The sequence below is a fragment of the Pseudoalteromonas sp. 13-15 genome, assembly GCF_001468205.2.
Lineage (GTDB): Bacteria > Pseudomonadota > Gammaproteobacteria > Enterobacterales > Alteromonadaceae > Pseudoalteromonas > Pseudoalteromonas marina.
This window is the reverse complement of sequence record NZ_CP019162.1, coordinates 1,278,416-1,297,826: the sequence shown is the minus strand read 5'-3', so window position 1 is coordinate 1,297,826 and position 19,411 is coordinate 1,278,416. Positions and strand designations below refer to the sequence as shown.

General features: G+C 40.8%; 18 protein-coding genes and 1 pseudogene. 9 read left to right on the top strand and 10 right to left on the bottom strand.

Annotation, left to right across the window (positions count from 1 at the left end; all coding sequences use genetic code 11):
• Nucleotides 1-251: 251 nt before the first annotated feature.
• On the top strand, nt 252-842 hold the full coding sequence (locus ATS72_RS06030) for an ABC transporter ATP-binding protein (protein ID WP_058429443.1): 591 nt from the start codon (nt 252-254) through the stop codon (nt 840-842).
• A complete protein-coding gene (locus tag ATS72_RS06025) occupies nt 839-1,954 on the top strand; it encodes a DUF6136 family protein (RefSeq protein WP_058429442.1) in 1,116 nt (371 codons plus the stop codon). The genes ATS72_RS06030 and ATS72_RS06025 overlap by 4 nt, the downstream gene beginning before the upstream one ends.
• Here ATS72_RS06025 and fadE read toward each other — a convergent pair whose 3' ends face one another.
• A complete protein-coding gene (gene fadE / locus ATS72_RS06020; protein ID WP_006794046.1) occupies nt 1,955-4,411 on the bottom strand; it encodes an acyl-CoA dehydrogenase FadE in 2,457 nt (818 codons plus the stop codon).
• A 304-nt stretch (nt 4,412-4,715) separates the two neighbouring features.
• Between fadE and ATS72_RS06015 the strand changes: the two genes are divergently transcribed.
• Nucleotides 4,716-5,480: a class II glutamine amidotransferase gene (locus ATS72_RS06015; RefSeq protein ID WP_008132190.1), complete on the top strand. Its 765-nt coding sequence runs from the start codon at nt 4,716-4,718 to the stop codon at nt 5,478-5,480.
• Nucleotides 5,481-5,516: 36 nt separating this feature from the next.
• Here ATS72_RS06015 and ATS72_RS06010 read toward each other — a convergent pair whose 3' ends face one another.
• The 5 genes from ATS72_RS06010 to cmoA all read right to left on the bottom strand — a co-directional run bounded on the left by ATS72_RS06010 (nt 5,517) and on the right by cmoA (nt 9,858).
• A complete protein-coding gene (locus ATS72_RS06010; RefSeq protein WP_058429441.1) occupies nt 5,517-6,245 on the bottom strand; it encodes a DUF3108 domain-containing protein in 729 nt (242 codons plus the stop codon).
• A gap of 16 nt (nt 6,246-6,261) precedes the next feature.
• A complete protein-coding gene (purN, locus tag ATS72_RS06005; RefSeq protein ID WP_006794043.1) occupies nt 6,262-6,909 on the bottom strand; it encodes a phosphoribosylglycinamide formyltransferase in 648 nt (215 codons plus the stop codon).
• A complete protein-coding gene (gene purM, locus ATS72_RS06000; RefSeq protein ID WP_006794042.1) occupies nt 6,909-7,961 on the bottom strand; it encodes a phosphoribosylformylglycinamidine cyclo-ligase in 1,053 nt (350 codons plus the stop codon). The genes purN and purM overlap by 1 nt, the downstream gene beginning before the upstream one ends.
• Before the next feature lie 190 nt (nt 7,962-8,151).
• Nucleotides 8,152-9,120, bottom strand: a complete 969-nt coding sequence (gene cmoB, locus ATS72_RS05995) for a tRNA 5-methoxyuridine(34)/uridine 5-oxyacetic acid(34) synthase CmoB (RefSeq protein ID WP_039038061.1) — start codon at nt 9,118-9,120, stop codon at nt 8,152-8,154.
• Nucleotides 9,121-9,132: 12 nt separating this feature from the next.
• On the bottom strand, nt 9,133-9,858 hold the full coding sequence (gene cmoA, locus ATS72_RS05990) for a carboxy-S-adenosyl-L-methionine synthase CmoA (protein WP_058429440.1): 726 nt from the start codon (nt 9,856-9,858) through the stop codon (nt 9,133-9,135).
• Nucleotides 9,859-9,974: 116 nt separating this feature from the next.
• Between cmoA and ATS72_RS05985 the strand changes: the two genes are divergently transcribed.
• A complete protein-coding gene (locus ATS72_RS05985) occupies nt 9,975-10,661 on the top strand; it encodes a DUF3334 family protein (protein ID WP_006794039.1) in 687 nt (228 codons plus the stop codon).
• 126 nt (nt 10,662-10,787) lie between these two features.
• Here the strand turns inward: ATS72_RS05985 and ATS72_RS05980 are convergent, their stop codons facing one another.
• The gene (locus ATS72_RS05980) at nt 10,788-11,285 is read right to left on the bottom strand and encodes a M48 metallopeptidase family protein (RefSeq protein WP_058429439.1); all 498 of its coding nucleotides are present in this window, start codon (nt 11,283-11,285) and stop codon (nt 10,788-10,790) included.
• A gap of 31 nt (nt 11,286-11,316) precedes the next feature.
• A complete protein-coding gene (locus ATS72_RS05975; RefSeq protein WP_058429438.1) occupies nt 11,317-12,165 on the bottom strand; it encodes a DUF72 domain-containing protein in 849 nt (282 codons plus the stop codon).
• 248 nt (nt 12,166-12,413) lie between these two features.
• On the opposite strand from ATS72_RS05975, the gene aspS reads away from it, so the two are divergent.
• On the top strand, nt 12,414-14,192 hold the full coding sequence (gene aspS, locus ATS72_RS05970) for an aspartate--tRNA ligase (protein ID WP_006794035.1): 1,779 nt from the start codon (nt 12,414-12,416) through the stop codon (nt 14,190-14,192).
• A gap of 114 nt (nt 14,193-14,306) precedes the next feature.
• Nucleotides 14,307-14,537: a hypothetical protein gene (locus tag ATS72_RS05965; RefSeq protein ID WP_010557107.1), complete on the top strand. Its 231-nt coding sequence runs from the start codon at nt 14,307-14,309 to the stop codon at nt 14,535-14,537.
• Nucleotides 14,538-14,633: 96 nt separating this feature from the next.
• Here the strand turns inward: ATS72_RS05965 and ATS72_RS05960 are convergent, their stop codons facing one another.
• Nucleotides 14,634-14,957: a hypothetical protein gene (locus ATS72_RS05960; protein WP_006794033.1), complete on the bottom strand. Its 324-nt coding sequence runs from the start codon at nt 14,955-14,957 to the stop codon at nt 14,634-14,636.
• 222 nt (nt 14,958-15,179) lie between these two features.
• Between ATS72_RS05960 and ATS72_RS05955 the strand changes: the two genes are divergently transcribed.
• On the top strand, nt 15,180-15,899 hold the full coding sequence (locus ATS72_RS05955; RefSeq protein ID WP_058429437.1) for an alpha/beta hydrolase: 720 nt from the start codon (nt 15,180-15,182) through the stop codon (nt 15,897-15,899).
• A 50-nt stretch (nt 15,900-15,949) separates the two neighbouring features.
• Here the strand turns inward: ATS72_RS05955 and ATS72_RS05950 are convergent.
• Nucleotides 15,950-16,699, bottom strand: a pseudogene (locus ATS72_RS05950) (alpha/beta hydrolase family protein); the annotation flags it as partial.
• Between the two features lie 260 nt (nt 16,700-16,959).
• On the opposite strand from ATS72_RS05950, the gene ATS72_RS05945 reads away from it, so the two are divergent.
• The gene (locus ATS72_RS05945; RefSeq protein ID WP_006794030.1) at nt 16,960-17,799 is read left to right on the top strand and encodes an isopenicillin N synthase family dioxygenase; all 840 of its coding nucleotides are present in this window, start codon (nt 16,960-16,962) and stop codon (nt 17,797-17,799) included.
• A 195-nt stretch (nt 17,800-17,994) separates the two neighbouring features.
• Complete coding sequence (locus tag ATS72_RS05940; RefSeq protein ID WP_039038057.1) at nt 17,995-19,392, top strand: DEAD/DEAH box helicase; 1,398 nt, start codon at nt 17,995-17,997, stop codon at nt 19,390-19,392.
• The last annotated feature ends 19 nt before the right edge of the window (nt 19,393-19,411 follow it).

Genomic DNA, 19,411 nt, shown 5'->3' with positions numbered 1-19,411 from the left:
CATTTCGCGGGGCTAAACGTGTCGGTACCTGCGTTAAAAAATTCTCATTTAGAACAATTAAATAGTGAATTTTTTACCTAGCTATTAACACGTTTTCCCAGCCTCAAAATAGCTCATTTAATTAAGCGAGTTGGTAATAGTTTATTTATAAAAATGAGTAAGTACTTTTAGCTAACGCAGTAATCAAATCAATAAGTTTGCCTCTTTACTTTGTAGGCTTATAATAAAACCTTAGTTTATAAGGATATTTTATGATTGAAGTTATTGGTTTAAATAAGCAATTTTCCAACAATGTAGTTTTTAAAAATTATAACCAGGTTTTTTCAGATCAAAAACTCTGCATAGAAGCACCTAATGGCCACGGTAAAACCACCTTACTTATGATGCTAGCAGGACTTGATAAACCGCAAAGTGGCTCACTTTTGTTTGCGGGGAGGGAGCTGAATGAGCCCACAAAAACAGTGGCCATAGCCAGTGACCGTATTACGTTACCTGATTTTTTAACAGCCCATCAAATTATTGACTTGTCTGTTAGTGCTATCGACTGCCCGTGGCCACATGAGCTGGTTAAAGGGTTTAGCTTTACGGCATTTTTAAATACGCGTTTTGATGCTTTGTCCTCGGGTAACAAAAAAAAGTGTCAGCTAATATTAGCGCTAATGCGAAAGTCACCGTATTTACTACTTGATGAGCCAAGTGCTGCGCTTGATCAAACAAGCATTGAGCACCTTTTACAATTACTCGATGTGTATTTAAATGATAAGCCTAATGGGCAAATTATTATTACTTGCCATGAGCCGGCTGTATTTATTGAGCATGGCTTTAAGTGTGTTTCGCTATGAGTTTCGCGAGCGTGAAAGGTAAGCTTGAGCAGTATCGTGCATTTATGAGTTATCGGTACCTAGCATACACGTTTGAGCTTAAGCAGCTGCTACTGCAGTTAAAAAGCTTTGGTTTGATATTTTTAGTAGTGTTGGGTTCATCCATTTTAGGCTTGGTGTTGTTGCTTTTTTTGGGCCTAGGGAAAATTATAGATAGTACAGATGCACCTGCATATGGTGCCCAAATGGCCTTGTTTTATTTGTTATTGCAAAGTGTGATGTTAAGCGCGATTAAGTCAGCAATTAAAAATAGCAAGCAACGGCTATTTCAACACACAATCGCTTGTCCTAGCTGGCTGAACATAGCAGATATTAAATTATTACTTATTAGTAATGGCTGGCTTATAGCGAGTCTGTTGATAGCGCTTGATTTAACCTGGGCTCAGTGGATAAAAGTACCGCACTTTTTTGTTTTTATGTTTATACAGTTAGGTTTAGGCATTGTTTGTTTATACAAACCTAGCGCGCTCGTTTATGGATTTACTTTAAGTACTTTATTTTTGTTTACTGCTTTTGAGTTATCGCCGCTAATTTATCATTTGGGTTTTGCAATTATCTTTCTTTTAAGCGCATCTATACCTGTCATTAATATAAATGGAATGACGAGTGTTCGGTCTTTATTTAGCTTTTGGTTTTGTTACTTCATAAACCATAGTTGGACATTAGTATGGCGTATATCGTTGCTTTTGTGTGTATTTATGGCATCGGCTGAGTTATTAGAAAAGCGGCCAGATCTTGTGAATATAATAGGCGATGTGGCGGTTGCTTTTATTGTACTTTTTAGCAGCTCATTACAATTTGATTGTACTAAAGTTCATGGACAACATCGGTTGTTTTTTAAAATGAATCAAAAGGCGCGAGCGTTTTATATTAGCCAGTTTATGCCCAGTATGCTTTTGTTTTTAGGAGCCTTTATAGCCTATAGCATTACGTTTGAGAGATTAAACAGCACTTTGCTAAACCTGGGGTTTGTGTGGTGTTTATTGCAGGTTTATTTTGCACAAAAAAAACCAGCGCATTATGCGCTGGTTTGGATTATTTCTAACGTTGGGTTGCTTGCTTTACTAAACTAGTTAAGCGGCATCCACTTTTGTAATAACGCTATCACGCGCTGCTTTACCTGCAAGCAAATCAGCAGGGTCAAAGTCATCTACGTTGATTACGTCTAAACGAGCTTGCTCTACAGCAGCTAGCTTATCGGCCTCGGCTTGGCTTAAAATACCTGCTTCAAGACCCATTTGCGCTACTTTATCAAGTTGGAAGAACGGTAGTTTCACACCTTTCTCTTTACATACTCTTTCAAATAATGGCTCAACTTCAAGTACGTCTTTAAGCGTTTGCTCCTGACGACCTACAAGATTAAGAGGCTCATTTGTTAAGTATACATAACTTGCTAAACGGTTACGTGTTTCGCTAGGAACTTGTAAGATTTGAGCTAGTTTATGCTCTAACTTATCAGTCGGTTTACGTACCGGGCGACCAAACGGGAACAATAACACTTTTAATACGCCACGAAGTGGTGCAGAAGGCATATTGTTAATTAAGTCAGCAAGCGCACGTTGACAGTGGTAAAGGTGATCCTGACAGCTCCATTGAACAAGCGCAAAATCTTCTTTTTTACGGCCTTCGTCGTTGTAACGCTTAAGCGTTGCAGATACTAAGTAAAGGTAGCTAAGTAAGTCACCTAAACGTGCAGAAATACGCTCTTTACGTTTAAGAGAGCCGCCAAATACAGCCATGCTAATATCTGACATAAGTGCTAAAGAAGCACTAAAGCGCGACGCTATACGGTAAAACTCAGCTGTTTCGTCATGGTAAGGCACACTTGTAAAGCGAGCACCTGTAAGGGCTAGCCATTTAGTACGCACTAGGTTTGACATAGTAAAGCCTATATGACCCATTAGCGCTTTATCAAATACGTTAAGCGCTTCTTCGCGGTCTTCAATTTCGCACGCACCTAGCTCGGTTAGTACAAACGGATGACAGCGAATCGCACCCTGGCCGTATATGATCATATTACGGGTCAGGATGTTTGCACCTTCAACGGTTATGGCAATAGGTGCACCTTGGTAGCCACGACCTAAATAGTTATTTGGACCAAGCATGATCCCTTTACCGCCAAGAACGTCCATTGCATGGATTGTTGCATCGCGCATTTGTTCGGTTAAGTGATATTTAATAATCGCTGATACAACAGATGGTTTTTCACCTAAATCAACCGCACCAGTCGACATACTTACTGCAGCATCTGAGCTGTATGCGTAACCGGCAAGTTTAGCCATTGATTCTTCAACACCTTCCATTTTACCAATCGGTAAACGGAATTGACGACGAATACGGCTGTATGCACCCGTAGCGGTTGCAATCATTTTAATGCCGCCGGCAGAGTTAGACGGTAATGTAATTGCACGGCCTACCGATAAACACTCAACTAGCATGCGCCAGCCTTGGCCAGCCATATCTGGCCCACCAATAATGTAATCAAGAGGTACAAAAATGTCTTTACCGCGAGTAGGACCATTTTGGAATGGTACGTTAAGCGGGAAGTGACGACGACCAATTTCTACTCCAGGAGTATCTGTTGGGATCAATGCACAGGTAATACCTGGCTCTTTTACATCACTTAATAAGCCATCTGGATCTTGTAATTTAAATGCAAGACCAAGCACCGTTGCCACAGGCGCAAGCGTGATATAGCGCTTGTTCCACGTTAGGCTTATACCTACAACTTCTTCACCGTTCCATTGTCCTTTACACACAACACCGTAATCAGGGATTGAACTTGCGTCAGAGCCTGCTTCTGGTGATGTTAATGCAAAACATGGAATTTCTTGGCCGCTAGCTAAGCGCGGTAAGTAATGGTCTTTTTGCTCTTTTGTACCATAGTGTTGTAATAATTCACCTGGACCTAACGAGTTTGGAACACCAACAATTGACGAAAGTAATGTTGATTTACTCGTTAGTTTTTGAAGTACACAAGACTGAGCAAACGCAGAAAACTCTAAACCGCCGTATTCTTTTTTAATGATCATGGCAAAGAATTTATTGTCTTTAAGGTATTGCCATACATCTTGCGGTAAATCAGTTAGCTCGTGTGTTGCTTCCCAATCATCTAGCATGCTACATACTACTTCAACAGGGCCATCTATAAAGGCTTGCTCTTCAATAGTAAGTTTAGGCACAGGGTATTGGTGTAGCTTTTTCCAATCAGGGTTACCGCAAAATAAATCAGCTTCCCACCAAGTTGTACCCGCATCGATAGCTGACTTTTCAGTGTCAGACATGCTCGGTGTTACTTTTTTGAATACCGTAAAGATAGGTTTGATGATGTATTGCTGGCGAATACCAGTAACTGAAAGAGGCACTGCGATGATCAAAAAGATCAACCAGCTAATTAAACCAAAAGCACCTGCGAAGGTACCGATTAATAATGTTGCAGCAGAAACACCAAGTGCTGTGTTCCAACTCGCTCTGTGGTAAATCGCAGTGCACAGCAGCACGATTAAACCGAGTGTAAATATGAGTGTCATTTTAATTCCTTAATAGAGGTCAGACCACCTCATTTAGAGTAGCGCTAGTCAGCTCAAGTTTCAAGTAAATTAGCGTGTAAAATTATAGTAAAAAGTCAGAAGTTTTGCTTTACAAAATACCTTTTAAGGGGACGGATAGTGCTTTTTGCCATACACATTATGTTTTTTATTAATTCAAAGCGTTAAAAATTTATAATTCAGGTAGCCATAATGATTTTTTTAAGTAAATATGCAACTAATTTAGAAAATTTTTTTTGTAAAATGTACTGCTATTTATCCGTACTTTTTAAGGGCTTTTTTATAAATGTGTGAATTACTTGGTATGTCTGCCAATGTGCCTACTGATATATGTTTCAGTTTTGCAGGGCTATTAGAGCGTGGTGGTAATACGGGGCCGCACAAAGATGGGTGGGGCATTACGTTTTATGAGGGAAAAGGGTGTCGAACTTTTAAAGACCCAGAACCAAGCTACCAATCAGAAATTGCTAAGCTTGTTAAAGCCTATCCTATAAAAAGTGTGTCGGTTATTAGCCATATACGTCAAGGTAATCGCGGGCGAGTATGCCTTGAAAATACCCACCCGTTTACGCGTGAGCTGTGGGGGCGAGAAATAACCTATGCACACAATGGGCAGCTTTCAAACTACCACGATTTAAAACCTGAATATTATCGTCCAGTGGGTAATACTGACAGTGAACTCGCTTTTTGTTGGTTGCTTGATAAAATTCGTGAAAAATACCCTAAACGACCTTCTAATATGGCGTCTGTTTTTAGATACGCTGCCAAGCTTTCTCACACGCTGCGTGAAAAGGGCGTATTTAATATGTTGTTGACCGATGGCGTATTTGTTTTAGCGTACTGCACAAATAACTTACATTACATAACGCGCCGTGCGCCTTTTGGTAAAGCTACATTAATTGATGCCGATATGGTTGTTGATTTTCAAAAAGAGACAACCCCAAACGATGTGGTAACTGTCATTGCAACAAGGCCGCTTACTAACGATGAGCGTTGGCAGAAAATGGAGCCAGGAGAGTTTTCGTTATTTAAAATGGGTGAGCTTATATAGTTCACCCATTTTGCAAATAAATCGTTAGCTAGTTAGCTAGTTCGCTTGAAGGTTTTTAGTGTGCTCAGCTGTTGCGGTTGGGGCGGTCACAGTAAACGAGTTCATTTGAACTTCAAACTGCTCAGTCCCTTTTTCACCTTTCCACATGCGCACAAGCATGTAATCTATTTCAGGTGCAAACCAAGCGAGGGCTTGTCGCTTGTCGGTATCGTATAAACGTTTTACTTTAATTGCCTCTATGTTACCTATAGGCAAAGAAATCATCTCTGTGCCTACCACTTCAAAGTTATAATCCCGACGGTTACCTTTTTTATCAACAAGCGGAAACGAGAAGTTGGTTTCGCCTTTCTTTAACCCTTCACGAACCTGAACTTGATACGAAATGGCATCTTGAAAATCATCAGTCCACTCGCATTTTAGCGGGTACTCACTGTTACTGCTGGTAACAATTTCATTCTCTTTGTCAAAATCAATTTTATAGTTTTTATCAGGACCTGTTCCTTTACGTACCATTGAATAATGATCAGGAGACACCTTACCGTCTTTAAACGTAAATTTAGAGGTTTCTTTACGCGAGTCAGAAAAAATCATCCACTCAATGTCACTGTGGTAGGTTAATTCATAATTTTCATCATCAAGCTTTTTAAGAGAACGAACTGCCGTGCCGTGATTGCTGCCTTTACGCAAAATATCATACTTGGCTTCGTATTGAGTCAATTCGCCTGCAATAAGGCTTGTTGGAAGTAAAGCGCCCGCACATAGCATTAGGGCGCTTATTTTTTTATTGTGGGTAGTGCGCGCCGTGTGCAGGAAGTTGTTTTTTGTCAAGAACCGCATAATCTGCTTCCATAGTAAGTCTTTGTTCACTGAACCATTTGACCACCAAAGGATAAATTATATGCTCTTGTTCGTGCACGCGTTTTGCTAATGTGTCTGCTGTATCATCCTTGAGTACAGGTATTTGTGCTTGAAGAATGACCGGACCACCGTCTAATTCTTCAGTTACAAAGTGAACACTTACGCCATGAACATCGTCTTTTGCATCAATTGCTCTTTGGTGGGTATTCAGCCCCTGGTACTTAGGCAACAAAGATGGATGAATGTTCAACATTTTTCCAATATATTTTTGCACTAAGCTAGGTGTAAGAATACGCATAAACCCAGCTAATACAACTAGATTTGGTTCAAAAGAGTCAATAACGTTCATTAACTGCGCGTCGTAGGCCTCGCGCGAGTCAAAATCTTTATGACTGAGTACTTGCGTTGCAATGCCTGCATTTTTAGCACGTTCTAGGCCATATGCGTCTGCTTTATTGCTAATAACAGCCGCAATATGTCCGTTTATCTCGCCACGTTCACAGGCATCAATGATGGCTTGTAAATTAGAGCCACTGCCTGAAATTAAAACTACTAGACGAGTAGGTGCCATTACTTAGCACCACCTACGATGTCTACTTGCTCTTCGCCTGGTGCCGCATCTTGGATTTCGCCAAGGTGCCAAGCGTTTTCACCTAAATCTTTAAGCATAGTTAAGCTTTGCTCAAGTTTATCGGCAGGAACAACCAAAACCATGCCTACACCACAGTTAAATGTGCGGTACATCTCATGCGTAGTAATGTTACCATTTTCTTGTAACCAGTTAAAAACACTTGGCCACTGCCAGCTATCGCCTTTAACCACAGCTTTAGCTGATGCAGGTAATACGCGTGGAATATTTTCCCAAAAGCCACCGCCAGTAATGTGCGAAAGGGCATGCACGTCAACGTGCTTAAATAACTCAAGTAAAGGCTTAACGTAAATACGTGTAGGCTCTAATAAATGCTCGCCTAATGTTTTACCATCAATTACTTGATTGGTGTCGGCGTTAGATACCTCAAGTACTTTACGAATTAAAGAAAAACCATTTGAGTGTGGGCCACTAGAAGCAAGGGCAATAAGCTGATCGCCTGCAGCTACTTTAGTACCATCAATGATTTTTGATTTTTCAACCACACCGGTACAAAAGCCTGCCATGTCGTAGTCTTCACCATCATACATACCTGGCATTTCTGCTGTTTCGCCACCAATTAGGGCACAACCTGAAATTTCACACCCTTTACCAATACCTGTTACTACGTCGGCTGCTGTGTCTATGTCTAGTTTACCCGTTGCGTAGTAATCTAGAAAAAACAGGGGTTCAGCACCTTGAACAATTAAATCGTTTACACACATAGCTACTAGGTCAATACCTACGGTATCGTGCTTTTTAAGGTCAATTGCCATACGCAATTTAGTACCCACGCCATCAGTACCCGCTACTAATACAGGTTGTTTATAACCTTCAGGAATTTCGCAAAGTGCGCCAAAACCACCAATTCCGCCCATCACTTCAGGACGACGGGTTTTTTTAACTACGCCTTTAATACGCTCAACAAGTGCATTACCAGCGTCGATATCTACGCCCGCGTCTTTATAGCTAAGAGACTGTTTTTGTTCGCTCACAGGTTTTCCTCAAAATAGTTGTTTTGGGTTGCTTAGAAACGCGCGTATTTTACAACAATTGCATCTGCGCGGCTAGCGTAAATATAGGTTTGAAATAATTAACAAGGACACTTGTCCGCTGTTTGTTGTTTAAATAAACAAAAAAACGCCCGTTGGCGTTTTTTTAGTATTAAAAGCGTTAAATTAACCGCTATGCTTTGGCGGTTAGTATGGCTCTAAGTGGAGCAGGGTAGCCTTCAATGGTTTTACTGGTGTCGGTTGGGTCTAAAAAATCAACTAACGATTCGTTTTCCATCCAATCGGTTTTGCGTTGTTCATCAAGCGTGGTCATTGCGCAATCTTTTATTTGCACATCTTTAAAGCCAACGCGCTCCATCCACAGTTTTAATGCAGCAGTACTTGGAATAAACCACACATTGCGCATTTTTGCGTAGCGGTCGGTAGGCACGAGTACTGTATTTTCGTCGCCTTCAATAACTAAGGTTTCAAGCACTAACTCGCCGCCCGGGCGAAGCTGCGCTTTTAACTGCGCTAAAAAATCAATTGGTGAACGACGATGATAAAGCACCCCCATTGAAAATACCGTATCAAAGGCTTTAAGCTCTGGCAGGGCTTCTACACCTAATGGTAATAAATGCACGTTTTCGTCGGGGTTGAAGTGTTTAATTGCCTGAAACTGGCACAAAAATAAGTCAGAAGGATCAATACCCACTACAAACTCGGCGCCTTCTCCGCGCATGCGCCATAAATGATAGCCAGAGCCACAACCAATATCTAACACTGTACGGCCTTTTAATGGCTCAATATGTGGAAGGAGGCGATCCCATTTCCAATCACTGCGCCATTCGGTGTTTATTTCAATACCGTGCACACTGAATGGGCCTTTTCGCCAAGGCATCATGCGCTTTAATAAGTGTGTAGTTTGCTTTTGTTGGCCTTCACTCATTTCCCCTTTTGCGCCAATTTCTACTTTAGTTGCTATATCAACGTGAGTTGTGTTTATTTCAGGCAAATTTTTAAGCACTTTTTGCCATTGTGGTAAATCACCATGGCTTGCTTCTAACTGCCAATGTTTTAATTGGGCAGGTAGCGTTTCTAGCCAGTGGCTAAGTGGGCTTTGTGCAATTGCAGCGTAAAATTGGTTAAACCATTGAGACATAAATTACTCTTTTTATTTAATTGCTACCATTGAGCAAAAATTAAAACATTGATACCACACTTGTGTTTGGCTAAAGCCAATATCACTTAACCTATTAATGTGTGTGCTGAGTGTATCGGGGCGCATAACGTTTTCTATTGCTGTGCGCTTTTGGCTTATTTCAAGCTCAGAGTAGCCATTATGACGCTTAAAATCATGATGCAAGTCAATCAGTAAATTATCGCACTGCTCGTTTTCGGCTTTAATTTTTTCACTAAGTAGTAATACACCACCGGGCTTTAAGTTAGCGTAAATTTTTTCAAGCACAGCTTTACGTTGTGCATGAGGTATAAATTGCAGCGTAAAGTTCATTGCCACAACCGATGCGTTTTGAATTTCAAGCTCGTTAATATCACCAAGGGTAACAGTAACCGGCACGTCCGATTTAAACCCTTGTAAATGCATTTTACAACGCTCAACCATGGCTTGTGAGTTATCTACTGCAATAATGTTGCAATTATCGGTGCGAATATTACGGCGCATGCTCAACGTAACCGCGCCCAATGAGCAGCCTAGGTCATACAAGTTAGAATTACTTTGTGCGTATTGGCCCGCTAATTTCCCCATAGTGCTTACAATGGTGGCATAACCAGGCACCGATCGCTGAATCATATCAGGGAATACTTCAACCACATTTTGGTCAAAGCTAAAATCTTTTACTTGTTGCTCAGAGGCGTAAATACTGTCTTTTATGGTCACGAAGGCAGTCTCTTTAAAAATAATAGGGCTATTTTAACATTTTATGCTGGATAGTCAGTGATAAATTCAGTAGGTTGGCTAGAATTATGAATAATAAGTACAAAAGAGAACGTTAAATGAGCAAAAGTAAAGTTATTAGCACCGACGATATACTAGCAACGCTTTGTCACTCAGTGACAGGGGTACTTTCATCAGCAAGCGGTAACGAAATAAGTTACTCGGCCATGGTTCAAAAAATAACACGCACCTGCATGCGACCAGACATTGGTTGCTTTGTATTGTTTGATGGCGGCTTTACAGGGCTTGTTGTAACCAACTTCACATCGCAGGCGGCAATGGAAATCTACGGCGACTACATGCGCAACATGGGTATGCCAGAAGAAGAAATTGCACATAGTCACTTGTCAGACGATGTTTCAAACGTAATGGGCGAGTTAATGAACCAAATAGTAGGTGACTTTACTTCTAAGGTTCGCGAGCAATTACATACCTCTATTACGCAAAATCAGCCAAAAATGATGGCGATTAATAAACAAGTGCAAATTTCGGTAGATACCACAATGGATCGCCCACAAGCACGACGTGTTACTTTTACTACACGTAATCAAAATATTTTTTACCTAGAACTGGCAATGGATAAAACAGAGTTTATTAAACTACACGATTTTGACATTATTGAAGCCATTGACCCTGACGACATTATTGAAAACGAAGCAAAGCAAAAAGCTGAAAAAGCGCAGGCTAAAAAAGAGCCCGTGCAAGATGATGCCGATGACGACTTTATGGCTGAGTTAGGGCTTTAACACCCAAAGTTGTCAGTTTAAAGCTTTCAGAATTGAAAAAGTATTAACAATAAAAGCGCGATTTAGATCGCGTTTTTATTGTTTATGGGGTTTTATTTACTAATAAGAGGTGCTGTGCAAAAAAGCTTATATGTACGGATTCTCTCCCATCGCCACCACCACACAAAAAATCCGTAAATCTAACTCTAGCTGATGGTATTGCGGCTCCATGTGGCAACATAGCTTATAAAAGCTTTTGTTGTGGTCTTTTTCTTTAAAATGGGCGAGCTCGTGCACAACCAGCGCTTTTAATAATGGCTCGGGGGCACGCAGTAAGTCGCTGTTTATGGCTAAATCGTGTTTACGGGTTTTACCTTGCATGCGGTAGGTGTGGGTACCGAGTGCATTGGTGACCATATCACCTTGTTTTTTAAACGCCGCGCGACCAAACGGTGGGGCGTTTTTTAAATGCTGCTTTTTAAGTTCTGTTGCGTAGCTGTAAAGTAACTTATCGCTGGTAATAGTATGTGCATCCGGGTATTTTTTAAGTAAGTAGTCACATACCTTATTGTTATTTATAAGGCTTAATACTTGCTCAACAATGTTTGCAGGGTAGCCTATAAAGTAACGGGCATATTCACTCATTTTTATGTCTCTATATTGTTGTTTTAATTTTTTAAAACAGGGCGTGTTGCTGCGCTTCTTTTTCGCCGCTGAACGGGTTAAGTACTGGGTGATTATACCCAAGATCTTTACAAAATTGACGTGCAAGTAGTGGCGACTCACGATTATCGGCAGTATGAAAAAACACATAAGGCGTTTTACCCTCATCAAGCCATTGTTTTACTTTACTCAGCCACGGTTTATAAAAGGCTTGATAGTCGCTTTGTAAATCAGCGATTACAAACCGCGCCATAGGCTGCGAGCCAGTAGCTATTGCATGCACTGGTAAGTGAGGTTTTTTTTGTTGGGCGTCTATTAGCGCTTCGGTGGTTGGCTTTACTGCAAAAAGTGCCCGTGTATCCATTGAAATACGATTTATGTTATTAGCCATTAATAGTTGGTTGAGTGCTACCTCGGCTTCGCCTTTTTTGAAAAATTCAATATGACGAACCTCTACACCGTAAGTAAGCTCTTTGGGGAGCAAGCAAATAAATTGCGCCAGTTTGGGTAAATCGTTCGGGCCAAATGCTTTGGGTAGTTGCAGCATTATTTGCCCTGTTTTTTCGAGTAAAGGGGCAAATAATGTAAGCCAGTTGGTAAGCTCTGTTTGCACGTTGCTAAGCGCTAGCTCGTGGCTAAAACGACGATGAAATTTAAAGGTAAATCTAAAATCGTCAGGTACGCTTTGTGCCCAGCGCAAAACAGTACTAGATGATGGGTCGGCGTAAAAACTGGTGTTACCTTCTACCGAATTAAAATGCTGTGCGTATTGGCTTAGCATGTCGGCATTTTTACATTGGCTTGAAAATAAATTGCCTTTCCATGCACTGCTAGACCACTGAGGGCATCCAATATATAACATAAGAAATAGCTGATAAATTACATCGTGGCGCCAGTGTAGCAAATACCAACAGCGCCTGCTTTAAATTAACACCAACACACCAAACACGCCTAGCATCTTCAACCTACTTGGGTATAATGCAGGGCTTAATTTGAATATTCTTAGATTGCTTACGGCTTTATTTGAAGTGTGGTAGCTCTTTTTTAAATTATGCGCCTATAAAAACAAATAATTTTTACCGTTGAAGCCTTTTATCTGACAGGAAAACTATGCGCTCTATATACTGCGGACAGCTAAATAAAACTCACGTAGATCAAGAAGTTGAACTATGTGGCTGGATCAACAAACGACGTGACCTTGGTGGACTTATCTTTGTCGATTTACGCGATAGAGAAGGTTTAGTACAAGTTGTATTCGATCCAGAAGTTGAAGGACTTATGGATACAGCGAACAAGCTTCGCCAAGAATTTTGTGTTCAGTTAAAAGGGGTTGTACGTGCTCGCCCAGAAAGCCAAGTAAATAAAGATATGGCTACAGGCGAAGTGGAAATTTTAGGCACCGAGCTTACAATTATCAACCGCTCAGAGCCATTGCCGCTTGATTTTAACCAAACAAACTCTGAAGAGCGCCGCTTAAAGTACCGCTACTTAGACCTTCGTCGCTTAGAAATGAGCGACCGCATTAAATTACGTGCTAAAGCAAGCAGCTTTGTTCGTCGCTTTTTAGATGAAAACGGCTTTTTAGATATCGAAACACCGGTACTTACAAAAGCAACGCCAGAAGGTGCACGCGATTACTTAGTACCAAGCCGTGTGCATAAAGGCAGCTTTTACGCATTACCGCAATCGCCACAATTATTTAAACAATTGTTGATGATGTCAGGTTTTGACCGTTACTACCAAATTGTTAAATGTTTCCGTGATGAAGATTTACGTGCCGATCGCCAACCTGAATTTACTCAAATAGATTTAGAAACCTCGTTCATGAGCTCGGATCAAGTACGTGGTATGACGGAAAAAATGATTCGTGAAATGTGGCAATCGTTACTCAACGTTGACTTAGGCGACTTCCCGATTATGCCTTACTCTGAGGCAATGAGCTTATATGGTTCTGATAAGCCAGACTTACGTAACCCAATGAAATTAGTAGACGTTGCTGATTTAGTAAAAGATGTTGAGTTTAAGGTATTCTCAGGCCCTGCAAACGACGAAAAAGGCCGTGTTGCAGTATTAACAGTACCGGGTGGCGCTAAGCTTTCGCGTAAGCAACTTGATGATTACACTAAGTTTATTGGTATTTACGGTGCTAAAGGCTTAGCATGGATGAAAGTAAACGACCGTGATGCAGGCGTTGAAGGCGTGCAATCGCCAATCGCTAAATTCTTAAACGAAGATGTGATCACACAGTTACTCGAGCGTACTAATGCACAAACTGGCGATATTATTTTATTTGGTGCAGATAAGCGCAACACCGTAAATGAAGCCATGGGTGCACTACGCCTTAAAATTGGTGTAGATCTAGAAATCACTAATCTTAACAGTTGGGCACCACTTTGGGTTGTAGACTTCCCGATGTTTGAAGAAGATGACGAAGGCACATTACACGCTGTGCACCATCCGTTCACTGCACCAAAAGATATTAGCGCAAGTGAGCTTGAAGCAAACCCAGCAGCGGCTATCTCAGATGCCTACGATATGGTATTAAACGGCTACGAAGTAGGCGGTGGCTCGGTACGTATACATAATGCAGATATGCAAGAAGCAGCATTTAGAATTTTAGGAATTGATGCACAAGAGCAACAAGACAAATTTGGCTTTTTACTTGATGCCCTTAAATACGGTACACCGCCACATGCAGGTTTAGCATTTGGTCTAGACCGTTTAGTTATGCTTTTATGCGGAACAGATAACATTCGTGACGTTATTGCTTTCCCTAAAACTACACAAGCGTCTTGCTTATTAACCGACGCACCAAGCAAAGCGAATAATGATTCGTTAACTGAGCTTGCAATCAGTGTGGTAGAAAAACCAGCCGCAAGCGAAGAGTAATTTGAGCTGAGTTTACAGCATTGAATTTAAAACCCTTAAGTTGTTTGCTTAAGGGTTTTTTTGTGGTTAAATTTAGCGCAGACTATAATTTAACCACTATGAAAAGGAATTCCCATGTCAATTAATCTCACTTTATTTGGCGAGTTTTTAACATTTTTCATCTTATTTTGTATTCCTATTTTTGCGCTTATTAGCTACAAAATTGGCAAGCGAAAAAGCACCAGCCCAGGTGTTTTAGCTTTTGTAGGCGGGTGCTTAGCATTATTTCCATTGTTTGGGCTTATTTATATTGCAGTGCTTGCGCTAAGAAAAGATTTGCCAGAGAGAGGCGACTACAGCCATTGATAATTGTGAAGAGGAAAGCGTTAAATAAAAAGTTTAACTAAAACATTAGAAGCAAAGACGATGCCTAAGCTTCTAAACGTTACATGCGTTGTTTAATTATCGGCTAGGGCCATTTTTATTGCGTGCACTGGCTAGTTGCCTAGCAATTGCTAGTAACGCCGGCGAAATATCGTCAGCGCCATTTTTAATTAAAGCAGTAACATCACCAGATGAAAACAGTCCATCACGCGGTGATTTAATTCCTAATTCACGAACAAAGTCCTTTGTTTTACCTGTACTGCCGGTTTCAATAAACTTAAATATAATGCGTTCATTGTTGTTTTTAGCGGGTGTTTTTAATGTGCTAATTTCATCATTAATTAAGGCTAACTTTTCTTCTAGAATTTCAATGCGCTGTTCAATGGTGCTGTATGATTTCATGTATTGGATCTTTTACTGAGTATATTGGAACAATTGCCTCTATTATCGCACAATTTTGCGTTTGCGGCTGTTAGTCTTTTTCAACATTTATTAACCTGCAATTTAAATGTAAATAAATTTGGTATAACCACACAGACTACTATTACTTTTAAGGCTGTCATTAATATTATAAAACGCCTAAACTAACCCGCATTAATTATAATAAACAATACGTTAAGTAATATGCATAAAACACTTTTTTACCTCACACTTCTTTTCACAAGTGTAAGCTCCTATGCCAGCGAAACATATATTACAGACATTAGCCGTGATCGTGAGATCCCAGTTAGCATTTCGTTGCCAACAAGCAACGTTAAATGCAGCAAACAAAATAAATGCCCAGTTGCCTTTATTAATGCGGGGTATGGTATTGGTCACAATAGCTATACTTTTGCTAGTGATGAATTTAACAAACAAGGCTATTTAGCCATTGCAGTGGGCCATGAATTAAAAACAGATCCTATGCTAAATGTACACCCCCCCTATATGGCAACTCGCATGGAGAACTGGCACCGCGGTGTGGTCACACTTAAGTTTTTAGTCAATAAATTAGCAGCCAAATACACAGAGTATGATTTTTCAAAGCTCACTTTATTTGGTCATTCTAATGGTGGAGATATTTCAGCCTTGTATGCTGCAATGTATCCTGATGAAGTCAGTGATTTAATTACGCTTGATCATCGCCGCATGTTACTGCCTCGTAATAAAGATATTCGTGTACTTACCCTTAGAGGTAGTGATTACCCGGCAGATGCCGGTGTGCTCTTAAGCGAAAAAGAGCTGAGTGAGTTTCCGGTTACTCAATTACGTATAGAAAAATCGCGCCATAACGATATGTATGATGGTGGTCCTCACTGGTTGGTTGATAGAATGAGTAATGAAGTTGCTAACTTTATGAATTAGCCGTTTAACGCGCCGCTTTAGCAGCGCGTAATGGTAAGTTTTCCTTATGCGTAATTTACGTAGCGGTTTGCCCAATGTGCAATAATTGTTGCCGCGTAGTTGGCATCGTTTTTATTAGTAAGTAAATGATCGGCATTATCTAGACTTATAAAGCTTTTTGGGTGCTTAGCGGATGCGTAAATTTTTTCAGCTTCAGTAATGTTTACGGTTGTATCAACCGGTGAGTGCATTACTAATAAAGCGCGTTTAAGTTTACTTATGTGGCTTTTATCGTATTTAGCTATATCGTCTATAAATTGCTTTTTAATGGTAAATTCACGGCCAGCTAAACTCACTTTTGCTTCGCCAGCTGCGTTTATTTCATCTAAATGGGCTTCAAAATTATGTGCTACATGTTGTGCATCTGACGGTGCGCCAATGGTTGTAATAGCTGTCACCTCAGGAATATATTGTGCAGCAACAAGCACTGCGGCACCCCCTAAACTGTGACCAATGAGTAATTGCGGTGCTTTAAAGTGCGCTCGTAAATGATCAGCAGCAGATACTAAGTCTTGAATATTTGATGAAAAGTTACTGTTTGCAAAGTCGCCATCGCTGTTGCCTAGACCGGTAAAATCGAAACGAAGTACAGCGATTCCTTGCTGTGTTAAAGCACGACTAATACGTGTTGCTGCTGCAATGTCTTTACCGCAGGTAAAACAATGGGCAAAGAGGGCATAAAATTTTACTTCACCATCGGGGAGTTCAAGTTGTCCGGCAAGTTCTAAATTACCACTTTTAAAAGATACTTTTTGTCGCATGGGTCGCCTTTTTGAACAAATAAAATACGTTGTAATACTAGACCATACATATGCATCAATGTGTGCAAATTCAATTGCTTTTATTTATTGATCTTGATCAACGCACCCTTTGATGGGGGTGCTTTGCGGACATATGTCCTTATGTTTTTGGGGCTGTTTGTCTATCCTCGCATGGCGCTATAATGAAGTCCTTGCTACTTTATATACATAAAAGTACTTGAAGTACCTAACTTCAAACAACCTATTCACTGGAACGTACAATGCAATTACCTACTGTTGATTATAAAGCTCCCGATGCGGCTGCACAATTTGTTGAATCGTTAAGAAATACTGGATTTGGTGTTTTAAAAAATCACCCAATTCCACAGTCTTTAGTTGAGTCCATTTACAAAAACTGGCAAGACTTTTTTAACTCAGAGCAAAAGCACGACTTTTTATACTCTAAAGAAACACAAGACGGTTACTTTCCGCCTTCAGTGTCTGAAGTAGCTAAAGGCTTTACCGTTAAAGACATAAAAGAGTACTTTCATGTTTATCCAAAAGGGCGTGTACCTGCCGAACTTGAAGCTGACGTGCGTGAGTACTACCGCTTAGCAAACGAGTTTGCTGCAACACTTTTAAGCTGGGTTCAAGCTGAGGCGCCTGCCGATGTGCGTGCTAAGTTTTCGATTGATCTAAAAGACATGATTGCAGACTCTGATCAAACATTGCTACGTATTCTACATTACCCACCAATGACGGGTGATGAAGAGCCAGGCGCAATTCGCGCAGCTGCACATGGCGACATCAACTTACTAACTGTATTACCAGCGTCAAACGAGCCGGGCTTACAAGTTCAAAAGACAGACGGCGGTTGGTTAGATGTACCATGTGATTTTGGTAGCTTAATTATTAACATTGGCGATATGCTGCAAGAAGCATCTGGCGGTTATTTCCCGTCTACTATTCACCGCGTTATTAATCCAACGGGCAAAGCGTCTACTAAGTCGCGTATTTCATTACCGTTGTTTTTACACCCGCGCCCAGATGTTGTACTTTCAGAGCGTTACACCGCAGATAGCTACTTGCAAGAACGTTTACGCGAGCTAGGTGTTAAGTAATACCTGAGCTTAATTAAGCCTTAATTTAGGTTTTTAAGCATTTACAAAAAACGGCTTTTAGCCGTTTTTTGCGTTTTAGGCTTAGCAATATATGGCTTCAATTGAGTGCAAACTAAATAATGGCATGCATTCTAGCCCACGACAGGTATAATGCGCGCAACTGGCCACTTTGGCCTTATTTAAAAGAGAGTTTATATGAGTTTTGAAGGTCTAGGTTTATCACAGTCTTTAGTTAATGCGGTTTTAGAAAAGGGCTATGAAACGCCAACGCCAATTCAGGCTCAAGCAATTCCTGCAATTATAGAGCGTCGCGATGTAATGGCGGCAGCACAAACTGGCACAGGTAAAACAGCGGGTTTTACGCTTCCACTTATCGAACGTTTATCTACGGGCCCAAAAGCAAAAAGTAACCATGTACGTGCGCTTATTTTAGCGCCTACACGTGAACTTGCACTTCAGGTAAGCGAAAACGTTGAAGAGTACGCTAAGCATTCAAACGTGAGTTCGTTTGTTGTGTATGGTGGGGTTAAAATTAATCCGCAAATGCAGCGCCTGCGTAAAGGTGTCGATATTTTAGTGGCAACGCCTGGGCGTTTAATTGATTTACATAATCAAAATGCCGTTAAGTTTGATAGCGTAGAAGTGCTCGTTTTAGATGAAGCCGACCGCATGCTCGACATGGGGTTTATTCACGACATTAAACGCCTTATTGCTAAAATGCCTGCTAAGCGCCAAAACCTCATGTTTTCGGCTACGTTTTCAGATGATATTCGAGCGTTAGCTAAAGGATTAATAAACGATCCGGTTGAAATTTCAGTCGCTGCAAAAAACACCACCGCTAAAAGTGTAACCCAAAGCGTTTACGCGGTAGATAAAGGCCGTAAAACAGCTTTACTAAGTCATTTAATTCGTAGTAACGATTGGCAGCAAGTTTTAGTATTTAGCCGCACTAAACACGGTGCAAACCGTTTGGTTAAACAACTTGAGCGCGACGATATCGTAGGCGCAGCTATTCATGGTAATAAATCACAAGGCGCACGTGTTAAAGCGTTAGATGGTTTTAAAAGTGGCGAAGTACGTGTACTTGTAGCCACTGATATTGTGGCACGTGGCCTTGATATTGTTGAGCTTCCGCATGTTGTTAACTACGACTTACCAAATGTGTATGAAGATTATGTTCACCGTATTGGCCGTACAGGACGTGCGGGTGCATCGGGCCATGCAATTTCGTTTGTTACAGTTGATGATGCAGTCGATTTATACGGTATTGAACGCTTTATTGGTGAGCTTATTCCTCGTGCTGAAGAAGAGGGGTTTGAACCAGTAAACCCAGTAGCAGAACGCGCATTAGACGCACGCCCATTACCTGCTAAAAAGCCAAAGAAAAAGCAACCTTTTAACAAGCCTAAATCTGATAGCAGTAAGCCAAATAGTAAAAAGCCAAATAATGGCGGCAACGGTACTGGCCCTCGTCGCGGTGGCTCTAAAAAGCCTGCTGCTAAAAAAGATGATAACGCACAAAATCCCTGGGCAAAGCGTCAGTCGGTAGGCGGAAACGGTCAGCGCCGTCGCCGTCCAAATAATAATGACTAATTAGGTTTAGTTAGTTTTA